The 17,789-nt window shown below is 44.8% G+C and carries 13 protein-coding genes and 1 other RNA gene; 11 read left to right on the forward strand and 3 right to left on the reverse strand.

Translation table 11 applies throughout. The annotated features are described in order from the left end of the window. The first annotated feature begins 2 nt into the window (after positions 1–2). From L2764_RS07450 to L2764_RS27975, 5 genes are all read left to right on the forward strand, one after another. Positions 3–1,385: an NAD(P)(+) transhydrogenase (Re/Si-specific) subunit beta gene (locus tag L2764_RS07450; RefSeq protein ID WP_248939604.1), complete on the forward strand. Its 1,383-nt coding sequence runs from the start codon at positions 3–5 to the stop codon at positions 1,383–1,385. A gap of 322 nt (positions 1,386–1,707) precedes the next feature. After that, positions 1,708–2,928: an acetate and sugar kinases/Hsc70/actin family protein gene (locus tag L2764_RS07455; protein WP_248939591.1), complete on the forward strand. Its 1,221-nt coding sequence runs from the start codon at positions 1,708–1,710 to the stop codon at positions 2,926–2,928. Positions 2,929–3,218: 290 nt separating this feature from the next. Next, on the forward strand, positions 3,219–4,409 hold the full coding sequence (locus tag L2764_RS07460; RefSeq protein WP_248939592.1) for an acetate and sugar kinases/Hsc70/actin family protein: 1,191 nt from the start codon (positions 3,219–3,221) through the stop codon (positions 4,407–4,409). Positions 4,410–4,931: 522 nt separating this feature from the next. Next, on the forward strand, positions 4,932–6,122 hold the full coding sequence (locus L2764_RS07465; protein WP_248939593.1) for an acetate and sugar kinases/Hsc70/actin family protein: 1,191 nt from the start codon (positions 4,932–4,934) through the stop codon (positions 6,120–6,122). 280 nt (positions 6,123–6,402) lie between these two features. Further along, a complete protein-coding gene (locus L2764_RS27975; RefSeq protein ID WP_248939605.1) occupies positions 6,403–7,476 on the forward strand; it encodes a hypothetical protein in 1,074 nt (357 codons plus the stop codon). A gap of 34 nt (positions 7,477–7,510) precedes the next feature. On the opposite strand, the gene L2764_RS07475 is transcribed toward L2764_RS27975, so the two are convergent. The 3 genes from L2764_RS07475 to L2764_RS07485 all read right to left on the reverse strand — a co-directional run bounded on the left by L2764_RS07475 (position 7,511) and on the right by L2764_RS07485 (position 8,796). Beyond that, positions 7,511–8,149 (reverse strand): 5-formyltetrahydrofolate cyclo-ligase, encoded by a 639-nt coding sequence (locus tag L2764_RS07475; protein WP_248939594.1) that lies wholly within the window; start codon positions 8,147–8,149, stop codon positions 7,511–7,513. Between the two features lie 100 nt (positions 8,150–8,249). Next, positions 8,250–8,430, reverse strand: a non-coding RNA gene (ssrS, locus tag L2764_RS07480) — 6S RNA. Positions 8,431–8,487: 57 nt separating this feature from the next. Beyond that, positions 8,488–8,796: a cell division protein ZapA gene (locus L2764_RS07485; RefSeq protein WP_248939595.1), complete on the reverse strand. Its 309-nt coding sequence runs from the start codon at positions 8,794–8,796 to the stop codon at positions 8,488–8,490. A 518-nt stretch (positions 8,797–9,314) separates the two neighbouring features. Between L2764_RS07485 and L2764_RS07490 the strand changes: the two genes are divergently transcribed. The 6 genes from L2764_RS07490 (at position 9,315) to gcvP (ending at position 17,477) form a co-directional block, all read left to right on the forward strand. Further along, positions 9,315–9,887: a UPF0149 family protein gene (locus L2764_RS07490; protein ID WP_248939596.1), complete on the forward strand. Its 573-nt coding sequence runs from the start codon at positions 9,315–9,317 to the stop codon at positions 9,885–9,887. 13 nt (positions 9,888–9,900) lie between these two features. Beyond that, positions 9,901–11,151: a 2-octaprenyl-6-methoxyphenyl hydroxylase gene (gene ubiH, locus L2764_RS07495; protein ID WP_248939597.1), complete on the forward strand. Its 1,251-nt coding sequence runs from the start codon at positions 9,901–9,903 to the stop codon at positions 11,149–11,151. 42 nt (positions 11,152–11,193) lie between these two features. Next, positions 11,194–12,435 carry an FAD-dependent monooxygenase gene (locus L2764_RS07500; protein ID WP_248939598.1) on the forward strand — a complete coding sequence of 414 codons (1,242 nt, stop codon included), beginning with the start codon at positions 11,194–11,196 and terminating at the stop codon, positions 12,433–12,435. Between the two features lie 408 nt (positions 12,436–12,843). Further along, the gene (gene gcvT / locus L2764_RS07505; protein WP_248939599.1) at positions 12,844–13,938 is read left to right on the forward strand and encodes a glycine cleavage system aminomethyltransferase GcvT; all 1,095 of its coding nucleotides are present in this window, start codon (positions 12,844–12,846) and stop codon (positions 13,936–13,938) included. Positions 13,939–13,964: 26 nt separating this feature from the next. Beyond that, entirely contained in the window at positions 13,965–14,354 is a 390-nt protein-coding gene (gcvH, locus tag L2764_RS07510; protein ID WP_248939600.1) for a glycine cleavage system protein GcvH, read from the forward strand. A gap of 222 nt (positions 14,355–14,576) precedes the next feature. Beyond that, positions 14,577–17,477, forward strand: a complete 2,901-nt coding sequence (gcvP, locus tag L2764_RS07515) for an aminomethyl-transferring glycine dehydrogenase (RefSeq protein WP_248939601.1) — start codon at positions 14,577–14,579, stop codon at positions 17,475–17,477. Positions 17,478–17,789 lie beyond the last annotated feature (312 nt).

Below are 17,789 nucleotides of genomic sequence, written 5' to 3' on the forward strand. Positions count from 1 at the left end.
TGATGAGTACCAGCATTATTTATCTCGTTTATTTAGTCGCGGCAGTGCTATTTATTTTAGGCATTAAAGGCCTCACTAAACCCCGCACCGCCGTTAAAGGTAACCGCCTCTCTTCTTTAGGGATGCTGATTGCCGTTGTTGTGACGTTATTTGATCAAAGTATCTTAAGTTACCAATGGATTATTGCCGGGATCATTATCGGTGGCGCCACAGGCGCAACGTTAGCCAGTAAAATTCAAGTGACATCGATGCCACAATTAGTAGCGATGCTCAATGGTTTTGGAGGCGGCGCGTCGTTATTGATTGCTTTAGCCAATTTTTTAGACCCTCAGTCGGCGACCCACACCATCGCCTTAATCTCCATTGCCGTCACAATCCTCATTGGTAGCGTGACACTGTCGGGATCATTTGTCGCCTTTGCCAAACTGCAAGAGCTCATATCAGGTAACCCCATCGCCATTCCAGCCAATAAATTACTCAACGGTATTTTATTTGTTGCTGCCATTGTTTTATCAATAATGATCGTCAATAACCCTAATGACACCGTGCTGGTTTATCTGCTTGTGGCCGTCGCGCTGGTACTGGGTTTATTGTTGGTGCTGCCTATTGGCGGCGCGGATATGCCCGTGGTTATCGCACTGCTTAACTCCTATTCGGGGATTGCCGCAGCCACCACCGGCTTTATCACAGGCAATACCGTACTGATCGTCTCCGGTGCACTGGTAGGAGCGTCAGGGCTTATTCTGACCCAAATTATGTGTAAAGCCATGAATCGCTCATTGTTTAACGTATTATTTGGGGTGATGGCCGAAGGCGGTGAAACCATTGATGCCGATGAAGTCTATGCAGGTAAAGTAAAATCATCATCAGCAGAAGAAATTGCCATGATGCTGGAAACTGCTGAGCGGGTAATTATTGTACCGGGCTATGGTCTCGCGATGGCGCAAGCGCAACATGCGGTGCGGGATTTAGCCAATGTATTAGAAGGACGAGGGACACAAGTCCTCTACGGCATTCACCCCGTTGCAGGGCGTATGCCCGGACACATGAATGTCCTCCTTGCTGAAGCGGAAGTGCCTTATGAGCAGCTTATTGAAATGGATGAAATTAATCCACAATTTGAGCAAACTGACGTCGCTATTGTCATCGGTGCCAATGATGTCACTAATCCTATGGCCCGCGAAGATAAGGGCAGTCCTATCTACGGCATGCCGATTTTAAATGTCGATAAGGCGCGCAGTGTGGTCATTGTTAAACGCTCACTCAGTCCTGGCTTTGCCGGATTACCTAACCCTCTGTTTGCAATGGATCATACTTTAATGTTATTTGGTGACGGCAAGAAAGCCATTGTCGAGCTGACACAAAGTCTCAAAGAAGCAGATTAACACATTCTATCACCCGTTTTGTCAGCGCTCTTTTTCAACATTTCGCTTTCAAAATGCCTCATCAGACTCGTTAATACGAGTCTGATGTTTTCACTAACACGACCACAACCTAGCTTAACGTCAATGAAACGCTTAAAAAAATCCCAACAACACCCTTAAAAATACCAACACAAGCATCAGGAATAAATACATTTAAAACGTTTACATTACAAACAACCTACTGAATAAATGCATTAATTTAATATTTAAGCGACTCTATTTTCGTGATGAATGAGCTATGATATTGTGCGCGTTTACTCTCAATGCAAAGATACTGTTTTTCATGACCAAAACAACATTCCCTCTGATTTTCACCAGTCTGTTAACGTTACAAGCTTGCGGTTTTTATCCCACCCCTAAAATTGACGAGCCGGTCAGCCATCATCGCATAGTGTTGGATGCTGGCAGCAGTAAAACTAAACTCTATTTTTATCAATATGATACTCAAGGTAAAAAATCGCCTCAGCATATAGAAACCTTAACTGAGAACAAACAAACGCCCGGCTTAGCCAATATACCGCTAGCCCAGCTAAATGACTATTTAAGCCAACTATTTACCCCTACATTAGCAAAGCAGCTCCAAGACTTATCTAAAGCCCAACAAGATGATGCAGCACATACACTGCTTGAACAAATTCAAGTGTATTCCACTGCGGGCATGCGCTTAATGTCGACCGTCGATCGCAATGAAAAAAACCAAGCAGTGTCAACTTGGATAGCGCAATGGCTAACCGATAATCACATCGACTTTGATAATAGCCATTTGGATGTGCGTACCATAACGGGTGCCGAAGAAGGCGCCTATGCTTGGGCTGCCTTTAACTATGTTGAAGATGATTTTACTCGCCAAACCAGTGGGATCCTTGAGCTCGGTGGCGCATCAATGCAAATTACTTACCTTGATAAACAACACACCAATATTACCGTCAGTATCGGTGGGCAAAGCTATGCCCTTGCCAGTGAAAGTCATCTGTTAGGTCAAGATCTTATTGCTAAAAAACTGTCTCAATTTGCTGCCTGTAATTTAACGGGCATAAATGATACGGCAAAGGGTAATTATGCAGTATGCCATCATCAAGCTGTCAAACTCATTGAAAACGAGCCACAACTTGCTTTACCTCATGCCACAAATATTCATCGCTACGGACTGTTATCAAACTTTTATCATACTGCACAATTTTATGGTTTAGATAAGCAATATTCTTTAAGCCAATTGGAAGCAAAAGCCTCTCAGTTTTGCACTCTAGACTGGCAAACGGCGCAGGAACAACATGCCGGTATCAATAAAACCTACTTAGCCAATTATTGCCTAGCAGGCGCTTATCAGGCCGCGCTGCTCGATGAAGGTTACCATTTAACCGATAAGCAAAACTTCACCCCGGTAAACGAGTCTCATACCTTAGAAGTCTCTTGGCCTATTGGCCTGATCATCACCCAAGACTATCAGCAAAGGGCACCTTATGTTGCCCGCCAAAGCGAGAATAAAGCCCCCGCAAAAGCCTAGCGTCAACACTCCCTGCTGCAATCGTCGATAGCAGGGAGTCGTGGCTTAGGTCGACTCATTACAACGGTTAATATTCACAGCCACAACACTTATACATATCAACTCACCACCCGTTACTACCTACCAAATTGATTTTCAAGTATATATTGACTAAAGTTGCAAGCAAGGCCGCCATCCATTAGTCAAAATATTAAGTGACTCTCACTTTTCACTTCCTCGAAATAACCTCAGTACAATCTATGCTAGGCTCCGCGCTTATTTCTACCTCTATCAATGGAATTTAACACCGCATGCGCTTACGAATTTATAGCTTCTTTTTACTTCCCTTTCTTTTACTCGGTTGTGATGGTGCATTAAACGATATTCATGGCAAAAATAAAACAGACCATAACAACGAAAAAGAAGAAACCTTACACCATCATATTATTCTCGATGCGGGTAGCGCCACAACGTCACTTTATTTATATGAGTACAATAGCGAAAAAAAAGAGCTGGCAACAAACATTGAAATCATCAGTTTCATAACGCAAAGTCCTGGTATTGCCGATATTCAAACCAGTCAAATACCCGCTTATTTGAGTAAACTATTTAATAATGATTTGCTTGAAAAAATCACCCAGGCTTCAAAAAAACATCACAGTGCCACCCCTAAGCTTATTCAAGGGATCCAATTTTACTCTACCGCTGGTATGCGTGAATTGGCGTATAGCGAGCGAGCCGATAAAAATACAGCCATTAATGACTGGCTTGTAAAATGGGCCAAAGACAAGAGTGTTCACCTCAACAATGCCATCGATGTGAAAACCATCACAGGCAAAGAAGAAGGCGCCTATTCTTGGGCCGCATATAACTACATTAGTCATCAATTTAAAGAGGAACTCGAAGGCATCTTAGCATTGGGTGGCGCCTCAACACAGATCGCTTATCAAGATAAAAACCTCAATAATGCCAGCATCACCATTGGCGGTAAAGCTTACCCTGTTTATAGCCAAAGTTATCCTCTAGGTTTAAAAGTAGTACAAGCGGCATTAAAGAATGTTGATGAATGCCATTTACTCGACTATAGCGAGACATCGAGAGGTGATTATCACTTATGTCGCGAAACAGCTAAAGCCTTTATTAGTCGTACAATGGGTGATGCCTACCAAGGTAACCAATATGTCAATGAATTCGGTTTACTGACCGAATTCTACAACCACGCACAATTTTTTGACTTAAAACAAAACTATTCATTTAAAAACTTACAAGATAAAGCAGAGCAATTTTGTAGTCTAGATTGGGAAAACGCTAAAACGACTTATCGTCATTATGATCCAGAATACATGGAACCCTTTTGCATGATGACTGCATTCCAAGGGGCATTATTAGAAGATAATTATCACTTAAGTGATAAACATAAATTTCATCCTATTCAAAAAGTAAACAACACCAAAATTTCATGGCCGATGGGACTCCTCATCACCCAACAATACCAAGAGTAAAGTAAACCGTTAAAGCAGAACATTGAAATACCTGCTTTAACGGGTCAATATCTCCCCTACACTCTTGAGCCTTGTTTAAAAAATCATTTCAACCTACCGTCATTTAACAAATGATATCAACAGTCTGCGGCACCATGATAGCCAAGCTATCCATTCAATGATAAAGCCTGCCATAAACCTAACGGTAAACATACAATGGCGCCTATCTAATAAATGAAGCAAACTCATTTATATCAGGTGTTAACCCCATATTTAAACAGTCCAATTTTTAATACCATGCTGCTATCAAGTTAATTTATGCCTAAGCGCTCTGAAATACAGAATCCAACTGATGTCTAATTTCAAGACAGAAAAACGATAACGATTAACGCTCTATTTTTAACTGAAAAAAGAGTTCACTATACAAAACAAGCACAAATAAAAAGATATATTTACCTTAAAATTCAGGCTGGATTAAGAATAAACATATAAGCTCATGGTAGTCTCGCCTTCATAACAATAAATAAAATGGACAATGAGTGAATGCAATACAAAAAACTCATCACACTAGCATTAAGCTTATTCTTTATCGTGGATTATTCTAACGCCTACGCGATAGAAGCCATTAAGCCTCCACCAAATAATATCAATACGCCTCATTACCGTATTGTGCTCGATGCTGGCAATAATAAAACCAGATTGTTTTTATATCAATACACGCAAGGTGACACCGTACCCAAAAATATCCACACCCTAAGCGAAAGAATACACTCACCGGGTGTCGCCGATATTGCCATCATTGATCTCAGTGATTACCTAGATTTTCTTTTTACATCTGAGTTGGCAGCGCAAATCCAAGCATTGATCACAGACGGCCAAACCAACATCAGTCGGGCATTGCTCACCCATATTCAATTTTACTCAACTGAAGGGATGCGTTTACTTTCCCCCCAAGAGCGAGCTTCTAAAAACACTTTTATCCGATTATGGTTAACCAATTGGGTCCGAATACATAATATAAAAATTCCCCCTCAAGAAATTGAAATCCGAACGCTCTCAGGTAGTGAAGAAGGTGCCTATGCCTGGGTAGCCACCAATTACTCACAACATCATTTTCAAGGCGCACTCACAGGCATTGCTAAACTCGGTGGGTCCTCCTCACAAATCACTTATCTCGATCCTAATTTGACCAATGTCAGTGTTAAAGTGGGCAATACTCGATATCCCTTAACCAGCAACAACTATCCACTAGGACAAGATGTGATTGCTAAGCAACTAGCCAATGTTGATGCATGCTACTTAACGGGCTACACCAATACCTCCAATGGCGATTATTTTAGTTGTCAGGCCCAAGCTAAAGCCTTTATTCGCACTCAAACTAATATGCCCGTTCCTAATGCCGCTGAAGTCGTTCATTACAACCTTTTAGCGAACTTTTACTATACGGCCCATTTTTTTGGGATCGAAAATAATTACTCTTTAAGCTCACTACAAACCCAAGCAGAGCAATTTTGTAACCTGAATTGGGAAACGGCTAAAGCCGAACATACCGATGTTGATGAAAAATATTTAGCAAACTATTGTATGGGGGCTGCCTATCAAGCCACACTACTTACTTACAATTATCATATGAATTCATTCCAACAACTCAGCCCCATCAATGAATTCAATCATCAAGAAATCTCATGGCCTATGGGCGTTATCGTCACTCAACAATATCTAGAAATCAATTAAGCCTACCCGTATTCCACGTTCACTGGGGTATCGATTTAAGAAGACCCAAAGAACACTCGCGCACGCGAGAGTGCGTTGTGACCTATCCTATCAAGTTTCCACATTACACATTAGAGAATGCCTAAATTAATATCCTTGACTATGATTTAACTATCCTTTTGTGACATCAAAGACAAGTTGAATCAATAGGAGCTGAAATGCATCAATCGAACCCATTCAAATACACCTTAATATTACTGTTGCTGTTATTTGTATCTGCTTGCAATAATGATAATACCGAATTGTACTCGATGCGGGCAGCACCAAAACAAAACTTTATTTATATGAGTATCGATACGTTGATTCACTTCCCTATGAGATAATAACAGAAACCGAAAACAAGGTCGAACCAGGTGTTGCCGATGTTGATAATATCGATCTAGATAGCTATTTAAGGACTATTTTCAACGATAATTTAGTGCTCACCATCGCACAATTCACTATCACTGAAGGTAAAACCATTGACGATCCTTTACTCAGTGGTATTCAATTTTATTCTACAGCAGGTATACGAGCCTTACCTGAAAGTGAACAGGCAACAAAAAATGCCTATATTGATGCATGGATAAAAAATTGGTTAACCACAAACAGCATCGCATTTAATGGATTAACATTAGACGTGCGCACCCTTCCCGGCGAAGAAGAAGCCAGCTATGGTTGGGTTGCCGTCAACTACTTAGAAAACGCTTTTCAAGGAACTTTATTTGGCTCTGCCGAAATAGGCGGCGCCTCAACACAAATCGCTTATCAGGACGATGCCATTCCTAATGTCAGTATCAATGTTGCCAATACCCAATATTCAATCACGGGATACAGTTACCCATTAGGCCAAAATGTCATCATCGACGACCTCTATCCTCTCGATGCATGCAACCTAAAGGGTTACACCGATACTGCCACCGGTGACTATGCAGAGTGCCGTATCGCGGCTAAAACCATGATTGATGCTACCGTAACAGTCAATACCCCCAATGCCATGGACGTTGCCTATTATGATTTATTGTCTAATTATGTTAATTCAGCCGAGTTTTTTGGCCTTGAAGATGATTATTCATTAACGGCGCTGCAAAGTGCTGCTGAAACCTTTTGTGAGTTAACTTGGACCCAAGCTCAGGCAGACTCCCCTGATGTGAGTACCCATTATTTACCCTATTATTGCATGGGTGCAGCCTACCAAGCGGCACTTCTAGAAGACAGTTATTATTTAAGCGATGCCTACCAAACCTTTGATCCCGTTGACAGCATTAACGGAACCGATGTCGACTGGACCATAGGTGTGCTAGCCACCCAATCCTTTACACTGCTTAGTGAATAATGATTGATTAACTGATAAATAAAGAGATGAGTGGTTAAACAGCAATGACTTGAGTCGGCGTGACAATATAAGGCAGATGTATATCCCAAGGTTGTATCTCAATATGAGGAACTTGCTGACAATCATGAGCGTACCCCATAGGGATAGGCCTGCCAATATCGCGCCAATGGGCGAGTGTGCGATCGTAATAGCCACCGCCCATTCCAAGACGTTGCCCTTTAACATCAAAGGCTACCAGTGGCGTCACCATCACATCAATGCCTTTTATCGGCATGACATCCCTGACATGTAATTTGGGCTCTAAAATACCAAAACGATTAGACACTAATATGGTATCAACATGATAATGCAAAAATAATAACTGGCCCAAACAAAAAGGATGTAAACGGGGTAAATAAGTGTGTATACCCTTTGCCCACAAGGCTTCTATTAGCGGCTTTGTGTCCAGCTCACCATCTTGACTTACATAAAGCGCCACATGCTTTACTTTCTCTATAATTGCTAGCGACAGCAGTAAATCACAGGCTTTAAGGCTAGATTCACGTTGAAGATGAAGAGGGATTTCTCGGCGCTTGCCACGAATAGTCTTTCTGATTTCATTAGCAGAGTAAGTACCATGCGGCAAACCAGAATTGGCACTAGCTGCGTCAGCTGGAAGTGAAGACTTAGCCATTTGAGCCTCCAATAGGGTGTAAACTGAAATAAGCGATATGTCGTTCTTAACGAGGCTTGTGACAAATACTTTCTACAGCGAATGAATCATTAAAATTAAGATGCTCCCCAGAACACCGTTACCGGCGCAGCCCTTGAACCGTAGGTTCAAGGCGGGTAAATGAATACCTCCTAAGGCTTCTCGATACGAGCCGAGCTTGCTCAATGTCAGTATAACATTCACCCTGGGTTTAAAATTATCGGCACAGGGACATAACCAGCTAGCGCGCATCCCAGGGAGCAAATTTTTTATGTCGGCTTGATATTAACAGATCCTATCAAACCCACCGTTATTCAAGTTTAATCTACTTTAGCCGAACGCTCAACTAGCGCATCTTCTATGGTCGATTGCAGCAAACCGATTTTGTCATCCATCTGCTTATTATAATTTTGGTTTTTCTGCTGTTCTTCCAGCAATTCATAACCAATATTTAAGGCTGCCATAATAGCAATTTCTTCACGACTAAGGCTATTGGTTTTCGCTTTTAACGTCGATAATTGTATGTCTAAATGTTGCGAAACCTGTCTTAGTGCTGTCTCTTGCCCTACTGGACAAGCGATAGAATAAGTGCGCCCCATCAGGGTAATGTCGATAGCCTTGCTACTCATGTCGCGAAGGATCCTTTTGTCATCACTTGTGCGGACTATATCGGTCTCATACATAAAGTGCAATACGAGACTGATACTAAAAGCACATGAATTGTATTAATTGTTGTTTACATGACCACTTGTTCTAGGGGGTGTTGATCTTTGGTGATTATTTCTGCAGCAGTTTGTGGCGTCTTTAGACAAGGCTAAGCTTATGCTGTGTAGTTATTCTACATCAATAAGCGATAACGCTGTAAAAAGGCACCACAAACGCTGTCCATAGGATCCGTCTAAACGTGTTTTACCCTTTGTTGTAGAGAATTCGCTTAGAAAACTAGGCTGCACTCACTACGCCTCGATTAAAACACGTTTAGTTCGGACATAATTTAACCACCAAAGATCAACAGCCCCTAAACAATGGAAAAAATAAACGGCATTTGTCATCGTTTTGCTTAAGTTTGTGATAGTGGTACTTGGTCGAATCACCCACTTCTGCTAGCATAAACTTGTAAAGTAAATATAGCGACAGGACACCCCATATGGCAACCTCCCCTTTCTTTCAGATCGATAATTTACATGCCGCGCTCAAAACGGCCGAACTAGGCCAGCAAGCCGTTGAAGTGCATGGCGCACTTGTCGGGCTTATTTGTGGCGGTATCGAGCAAAAAAATAATGCATGGGTCCAGCCTTTATTAGAGCTCATTAATGACGGCCAAGCCTTACCAACTGAACTGCACCAATTGATCAGCGAACTCTATCAAGACAGTGTCACCCGTCTGTCAGATCCTGACTTTGGTTTTAGCCCCATTTTACCCGAAGAAGAAGAGCCACTGTCTAAGCGTGTCGAAGCGCTCTCTTTATGGGTACAAAGCTTTTTAACCGGCCTTGCTATCATACAACCCAAGCTCAACAAGGCCTCTAAAGATGTCCAAGAAATCATCCAAGACTTGGCTAACATCGCACAAGTTGAGATAGATGTCATTGATGATGATGAATCAGAGACCGCTTATACTGAATTACTCGAATTTACCCGTATGGCTGCATTACTTTGTTACGCAGAATTTGGGCCCGATTTGACCGATCCGGCACAAGAAAACCCCGCCATGCATTAAATTTGACACGCCAATGACCAATACAAACCGTCCATCACAAGAAAAACTGCATGTCGATGTCGCCATCGTGGGCGGCGCAATGACGGGGGCGATACTGGCCTTAGCACTCGCGCAGCTATCGACTCATACTCGCAACAAGACAAATAAAAAAGGTCAGCCGCTTAAAATAGCCCTGATTGAGGCCCAGCGTCCCAATAACGGCCATCCCGGCTTTGATGCCCGCTCTATCGCCATTGCACACCAGTCTATTTTTGAGCTGACGCAATTAGGGATTTGGCCAAAGTTGGCTCACCTTGGCACGCCGATCACCCATATCCATGTGTCCGATCGGGGTCATTTTGGCATGACCGAACTCAATAGCGAGCATTTTCATCTGCCTTATCTGGGACAAGTCGTTGAACTCGACGCTGTAGGCCACAGCTTATTTCAGCTGCTCGATAACAGTGACGTGCAACTTTTTTGCCCCGCCACACTCGAGCATGTCGACACCCATCCCGATAAACAATCTCTAATGTTAACTGATGGCCGTCAAATTGACGCTGCGTTGGTCATTGCCGCCGATGGGATCCATTCAAAAGTCCGCCAAAGTATGAATTTGCCACTTGAACAAGTGGACTTTAAACAAACGGCCGTAGTCGCTAATATCCATACGCGTAAGCCCCACCAACACTGGGCCTATGAGCGATTCACCCAAAACGGTCCATTAGCCTTGTTACCGCTGACCTCTCATCAAGGGCAAAATAGACTCTCTTTGGTCTGGGCCTTATCGGATCAAGAAGCGACTCGATTACTCGATGCGCCAAAATCGGTTTTTATCGATGAACTGCAACAAGCATTTGGCTTTCGCGCAGGCGAATTTATCGATGTGGGTCAACGGAGCAGTTACCCGTTAATGTTATCGAGTATGCGTCGCCCGATTTATCATCGCACCCTGTTTATCGGTAATGCCGCCCAAACCTTGCACCCGATAGCGGGACAAGGGTTTAACTTAGGCCTGAGAGATTTAGTCAGTGTGATTAAGATCCTCAAAAGCGCCATCGCCCAAGAACAAGATCTGGGCAGCGCACAAGTAGTGCATGACTATTTAGCCTGTCGCGTTAAAGACAGAGACAGCACGCTTGAACACATCGAATTTTTAGTTCGTGGCTTTTCTAACCAGCATTGGCCATTAGTCCTGGGGCGCGATCTAGGCTTAAGATTGCTTTCTTGGTTCCCGCCACTCAAAATGCCCATAGCCAAAACCGCCATGGGCTGGAAAAGCTAATGACAATAAAAAATGTTGCCCGCCATTATTTAAGGATCTCAAATGTTAACTACCCAAACCTTTGATGTCGCCGTCATCGGCGGAGGCATGGTCGGACTCGCCACAGCAATCGGCTTAGCCATGGAAAATATGCGCGTGGTGCTCATCGATGCGGGTGAAGTTCAAGCCGTGACGGCTGCGCCAATGTTAAGGGTCAGTGCCATTAATCAGGCGAGTCAACGTTTACTCACACATTTAGGCACTTGGCAGCATTTAACCCGTATTAGCCCTTATCAAAAAATGCAGGTCTGGTGTGAAAACAGCTTAAGTAAAATCGACTTCGATGCCCACAGCCTCGCCATGCCACACTTAGGCTGTATCATCGAAAATGAGGCAATAAGTTATGCCCTGAGTCAAAGTGCTGCGGAACTCAGCTGGCTCAATCATATCGAAAATACCAAGGTCACCCATATCGCATTTGGCGAGCGAGAAGCTTGGCTAACACTCGATAACGGTGACAACTTAAGTGCGGCATTAGTGGTCGCGGCCGATGGAGCAAACTCTTGGGTGCGGTCACAATGTCACATTCCCATGAGTTTTTGGGATTATGGCCATCACGGTCTAGTCGCCACCATACGCACCGAGCATCCTCATCAGAGCACCGCCAGACAAGTGTTTACCGAAACCGGTCCGCTGGCCTTTTTACCCCTAGCCGATCCTTATCTTTGTTCTATCGTCTGGTCCTTACCACCCGAGCGTTCCGGCGCCCTACTTGAGTGTGATAAAGTCCAGTTTGAACGCAGTTTAACCGCTGAATTTAATGCTAAACTCGGTTTATGCCAACTTGAAAGTGAGCGCCAGGCCTTTCCTTTGCGCATGCGCTATGCCCGCCATTTTGCGCGTCATCGACTCCTACTCGCCGGCGACGCTGCCCATACGATCCACCCGCTTGCAGGGCAAGGGGTCAACTTGGGATTTCTTGATGCGGCCAGTATTGCCCAAGTGGTCGGTGAGCTTTATCGAGACCATAAAGATATTGGCCAATATCGACATTTACGCGCACTTGAACGCTGGCGTAAAGCCGATGCCATGGAAATGATCACCGCAATGGAAGTCTTTAAACGCTTATTTGATGGCCGTAATCCCATTAAAAAAGCCATACGCGATTTGGGATTAAGTCTCGTCGATCATTTTTCGCCATTAAAAACACTGTTTATTCAACAAGCACTCGGTAATAAATCAGGCTTACCTAAGCATTGTCAGTTCGCCGCACAAGAAAAAGATAAAGTACAGAATATCAATTAGTTACAAAGTAATTGCTTCATTATACTTTTTCTCATACATAAATAGCCATTGATTTTACATGAGAAAAAGTAATGCAAAAACCCTATTGATTAGAAAAACCGTTGTGATATCCCTCACAACCTCAAGGTATACTCAAGCCAGTTAAACATAGACTTTTGTCCTATTTCAATGTTAACGCTGTTTGGGTAACAATTTTTGACTCGCATTTTTCGAGTATTGTTCACTCACATAGAGATTAAGGTACCGCTGAGCCCAGCAAAAAATCAACAAACAGGCTCAAGTAACGTCAGGCTGAACATGTCAACATGAGCACTTTATATAAGAACACATTATAGTAAGCGCTTCATAGTGAAAAGAGTCTGACTCTTGCATCGATAATCGCAGCAAAACCCCAACAAGGGAGTCAACATGGCTAATAAAACGGTACTGTTTCAAAAGCACCTCGACGCGAACGCTAAAATGGTTGATTTTCATGGTTGGGACATGCCCCTCAACTATGGCTCTCAAATTGAAGAACATCACGCCGTCCGCCAAGATGCGGGCATGTTTGATGTGTCACACATGACCGTCGTCGATGTCACAGGCGAGCAAGCCCAGCCCTTTCTGAGGCAATTACTGGCCAACGATGTCGCCAAGCTCACTCTTCCCGGTAAAGCCCTTTATGGTGGCATGCTCAATCATGAAGCTGGGGTAATTGATGACTTGATCACCTATTATTTAACCGACACCCATTACCGCATCGTCGTCAACTCCGCCACTCGCGAAAAAGATCTTAGCTGGATCAATGCCCAAGCGAGCCCTTTTAATGTGCTCATTACCGAACGTCCTGAGCTGGCCATGATCGCCGTACAAGGTCCCAACGCCAAAGCCAAAACAGCACAAGTCCTCAGTGACAGCCAAAATCAAGACATTGAAGACATGAAACCCTTTTTTGGTCGCCAAAGCGGCGACGTGTTTATTGCCACCACAGGCTACACAGGTGAAGTGGGCTTTGAAATTATCTTACCCCAAGAACAAGCCCCGAGCCTTTGGCAAGCCTTGGTCGATGTGGGCGTTAAACCTTGTGGTTTAGGCGCACGCGACACGCTTCGCCTAGAAGCTGGCATGAACCTGTACGGCTTGGATATGGATGAAAGCGTTAATCCGCTGGCCGCCAACATGGGCTGGACGGTTGCATGGGAGCCAACCGATCGACACTTTAATGGCCGCGAAGCATTGGAGGTCATCAAAGCCTCGGGTAGCGAGAAACTGGTCGGTTTAGTCATGACAGACAAAGGCGTTATTCGTCATGGTATGAAAGTCTTTTTTACTGACGCACAAGGCTGTGAGCAAGAAGGATTAATAACAAGTGGGACATTTTCCCCTACCTTAGGCTATTCTATTGCCATGGCACGTGTACCGAGTCATATCGGTCAGACAGCTGAAGTCGAAATGCGTAAAAAACGCATCTCTGTCAAGGTCGTAGCACCCAGCTTTGTACGTAACGGTAAGCAAGCATTTTAAATTAATCGGAACAAGGAACAATTGCAATGAGTAACATCCCGACTGAACTTAATTACACCGCTTCACACGAATGGATCCGTAGAGAAGAAGATGGCAGCTATACGGTAGGCATTAGTGAGCACGCTCAAGAATTATTGGGTGATATGGTGTTCGTCGAGCTTCCCGAAGTAGGGGATACCTTAAGTGCGGGTGATGATTGCGCCGTCGCTGAATCCGTAAAAGCGGCTTCCGATATTTATGCACCACTTTCTGGTGAAGTGCTTGCGGTCAATGAGACCTTAGAAGACTCGCCTGAACTGGTTAACAGCGATGCCTTTGGCGATGGTTGGTTTTTTCGCATCATGCCATCTGATGTCAGTGAACTTAACGAGTTACTCGATGCCGACGATTATCAAGCCGTCATCGATGAAGAATAGCTGACAATAACGCCCTCTATTCATCTTGAGGGCGTGATAACAGCCTTTCATTGCAGAGAGATTTGTGATTTAGCGATAAGGATCCTTTCATCAACGAATCGTAAAACACACCTTATTTGTGGCACCTTATTTGTGACACGTTACTGAAACATTAGCACTCAGTGAAGCTGTGCCCTACACGCACCTAACAGCTTGGCTGACGACAGGAAACTTTGGTTACCCATGACTGCAACCTTGACACAATTAGAGCAACACGATCGGTTTATTCGCCGTCATATTGGCCCCAATAATGCCCAGCAAGCGGCCATGTTAGACGCCATTGGCGCCACATCCCTTAACGATTTAACGGCGCAAATCGTGCCAGAGTCGATTCGCCTACCCCAAGCCTTAGGCACGGGTGAACCTTGCTCTGAAGCCGAAGGCTTAAGCTCTCTACGTCAAGTCGCCAATAAAAATAACGTCTTTAAAAGCTATATTGGTGCGGGTTACTATGGCACGCATGTCCCAAGCGTGATTTTACGCAATGTATTGGAAAACCCCGGTTGGTATACCGCTTACACGCCCTATCAACCCGAGATTGCCCAAGGCCGTTTAGAAGCCATTTTAAATTTCCAACAAGTCTCGATGGACTTAACAGGACTGGATTTAGCCTCTTCCTCCTTGCTCGATGAAGCCACCGCTGCCAGCGAGGCCATGGCATTGGCCAAGCGAGTGTCAAAAGCCAAAAAAGCCAATATTTTTTATGTCGCTGACGATGTGTTTCCCCATACCCTAGATGTTATTCAAACCCGCGCCGAATGTTTTGGTTTTGAAGTGGTCGTGGGGCCTGCAAGTGAGGCAGTCAACTACGATCTATTTGGCGCCCTATTGCAATACACCAACCGCCATGGGCAAATCGACGATCGCAGTGAGCTCATTAAAGCCCTACATGACAAGAAAGCCATTGTTGCCGTTGCCGCCGACTTGATGTCGCTGGTGCTGCTTAAATCCCCTGGTGAAATGGGCGCCGATGTGGTCTTTGGCAGCAGTCAACGCTTTGGTGTGCCGATGGGCTATGGCGGCCCACATGCCGCCTTTTTCACCGCTCGCGACATGCATAAACGCTCCATGCCCGGACGGATCATTGGCGTGTCACAAGACACCCGTGGCAAGCGTGCTCTGCGCATGGCGATGCAAACTCGTGAACAACATATTCGCCGCGAAAAAGCCAACTCCAATATTTGTACCGCCCAAGTATTATTGGCTAACATGGCCTCTTTCTATGCCGTGTTCCATGGGCCACAAGGCTTAAAAACCATTGCCGAGCGCATCTTACGCTTAACCGATATTTTGGCCTCAGGGCTACAAAGCAAAGGCGTCACGCTACTGAATAACCGCTGGTTTGATACGTTAACCTTAGATCCGTTAACTAAGGCCGATGTCACGGCCATTAAGGTACGGGCCAAAGCCGCCGAAATCAATTTACGCATCGACAGTGAGACTCGCCTTGGGATCAGCCTCGATGAAACCACCGAGCGTCAAGACATTTACACCTTATTTGAGGTGATATTGGGCCCAGATCATGACCTTGATGTCGCCGTCCTCGATGATGAGCTTCTTCAAGCCAGCGCGGCGCAGAGTGGCATACCAGAAAGCTTTAAACGCACGGATCCCATTTTAACGCACCCCACCTTTAACCGTTATCAAAGCGAAACAGAAATGATGCGTTACATCAAACGGTTAGAGAATAAAGACTTGGCACTGAATCACTCGATGATTTCTTTAGGCTCTTGCACCATGAAGCTCAATGCCGTTACCGAAATGCTGCCGATCAGCTGGCCAGAATTTGCCAACATGCACCCTTTTTGCCCGCTCGATCAAGCCCAAGGTTATGCGCAGCTCATCGAAGAGCTATCCGACTGGCTAGTGAAAATCACCGGCTATGATGCCATCTGTATGCAGCCTAATTCCGGCGCTCAAGGCGAGTATGCTGGCCTATTGGCGATTAAAAAATACCATCAGTCTCGCGATGAATCTCATCGTAATATTTGCCTTATTCCGCAATCGGCCCACGGTACAAATCCTGCCTCGGCGCAGCTAGCAGGCATGAAAGTGGTGGTCACGGCGTGTGACAAAGACGGCAACATCGACATGGATGACTTAACGGCCAAGGCGAGCGAGATGAGTGATAACCTGTCTTGCATCATGATCACTTACCCGTCTACCCACGGGGTGTATGAAGAAAGTGTCAAAGCCATTTGCGAGCTCATTCATCAACACGGTGGACAAGTCTATTTGGATGGCGCCAACATGAACGCCCAAGTGGGGATCACCTCACCCGGTTTTATTGGCGCCGACGTATCGCATTTAAACCTGCATAAAACCTTCGCCATTCCTCACGGTGGTGGCGGGCCGGGTATGGGCCCGATTGGCGTCAAAGCCCACCTGGCACCGTTTGTCGCTGGGCACACCCAAGTCAAAACGGGCCTTGCCAGTGACAACAATGGCGCGGTATCGGCCGCCCCGTTTGGCAGTGCAGGCATTTTACCGATTTCATACATGTACATTAAGTTGCTGGGCACAAAAGGCGTCACAGAGTCGACACAAGTGGCCATGCTTAACGCCAATTACATCAGTCAAAAGCTCTCCAGTCACTATCCTATTTTGTACACAGGCCGCCATCAAAGAGTCGCCCACGAGTGTATCTTGGACTTACGGCCACTCAAAGAAGCCTCTGGTGTCACCGAAATGGACATCGCCAAGCGCCTTAATGACTATGGTTTTCATGCCCCCACCATGAGTTTCCCCGTCGCGGGCACCTTAATGATTGAACCGACAGAATCGGAGTCTAAAGTGGAAATCGATCGTTTCATCGACGCCATGATTGCGATCCGCAACGAAATTGCCAAAGTCGAGTCCGGCGAGTGGCCGATCGATAACAATCCATTATGCAACGCGCCGCACACCATGGATGACATCATAGATCCCGCCTTTGACACACGTCCTTATAGCCGCGAGCAAGCCGTGTTCCCCACCGAGGCTGTGAAAGCCAATAAGTTCTGGCCCAGCGTAAATCGCATCGATGATGTGTTTGGGGATAGGAACTTGTTTTGTGCGTGTGTTCCAATGGATGAGTATAAATAGGCACTATTTATTGCAGGTGCTTTAAACGCTAAGCGAAGCCATAAAGGGTTTCGCTTTTTTGTATATGGATGACTCCTGATAGTAGCAGTGGAATGTGATGCTTATTAAGGTTTTGCCAAATGAAAAATCATTCAACCTCATCTACTTTAGGTGTTTTATTTCCAAGTATATTTTTAACCTAAAAGTGTTTGCGAATCTATTGTGAGCGTCCGGCGAACTACGCCTTGCTTAGTTTAACGTGCCAGGGTAAGAGACTATTGAGGTCGCAGTTGGGAGAGGATAATTGTTCCAAACAGTGTGCGATATAATCGA

Source organism: Shewanella surugensis, from assembly GCF_023284005.1.
In the GTDB taxonomy this organism is placed as follows: domain Bacteria; phylum Pseudomonadota; class Gammaproteobacteria; order Enterobacterales; family Shewanellaceae; genus Shewanella; species Shewanella surugensis.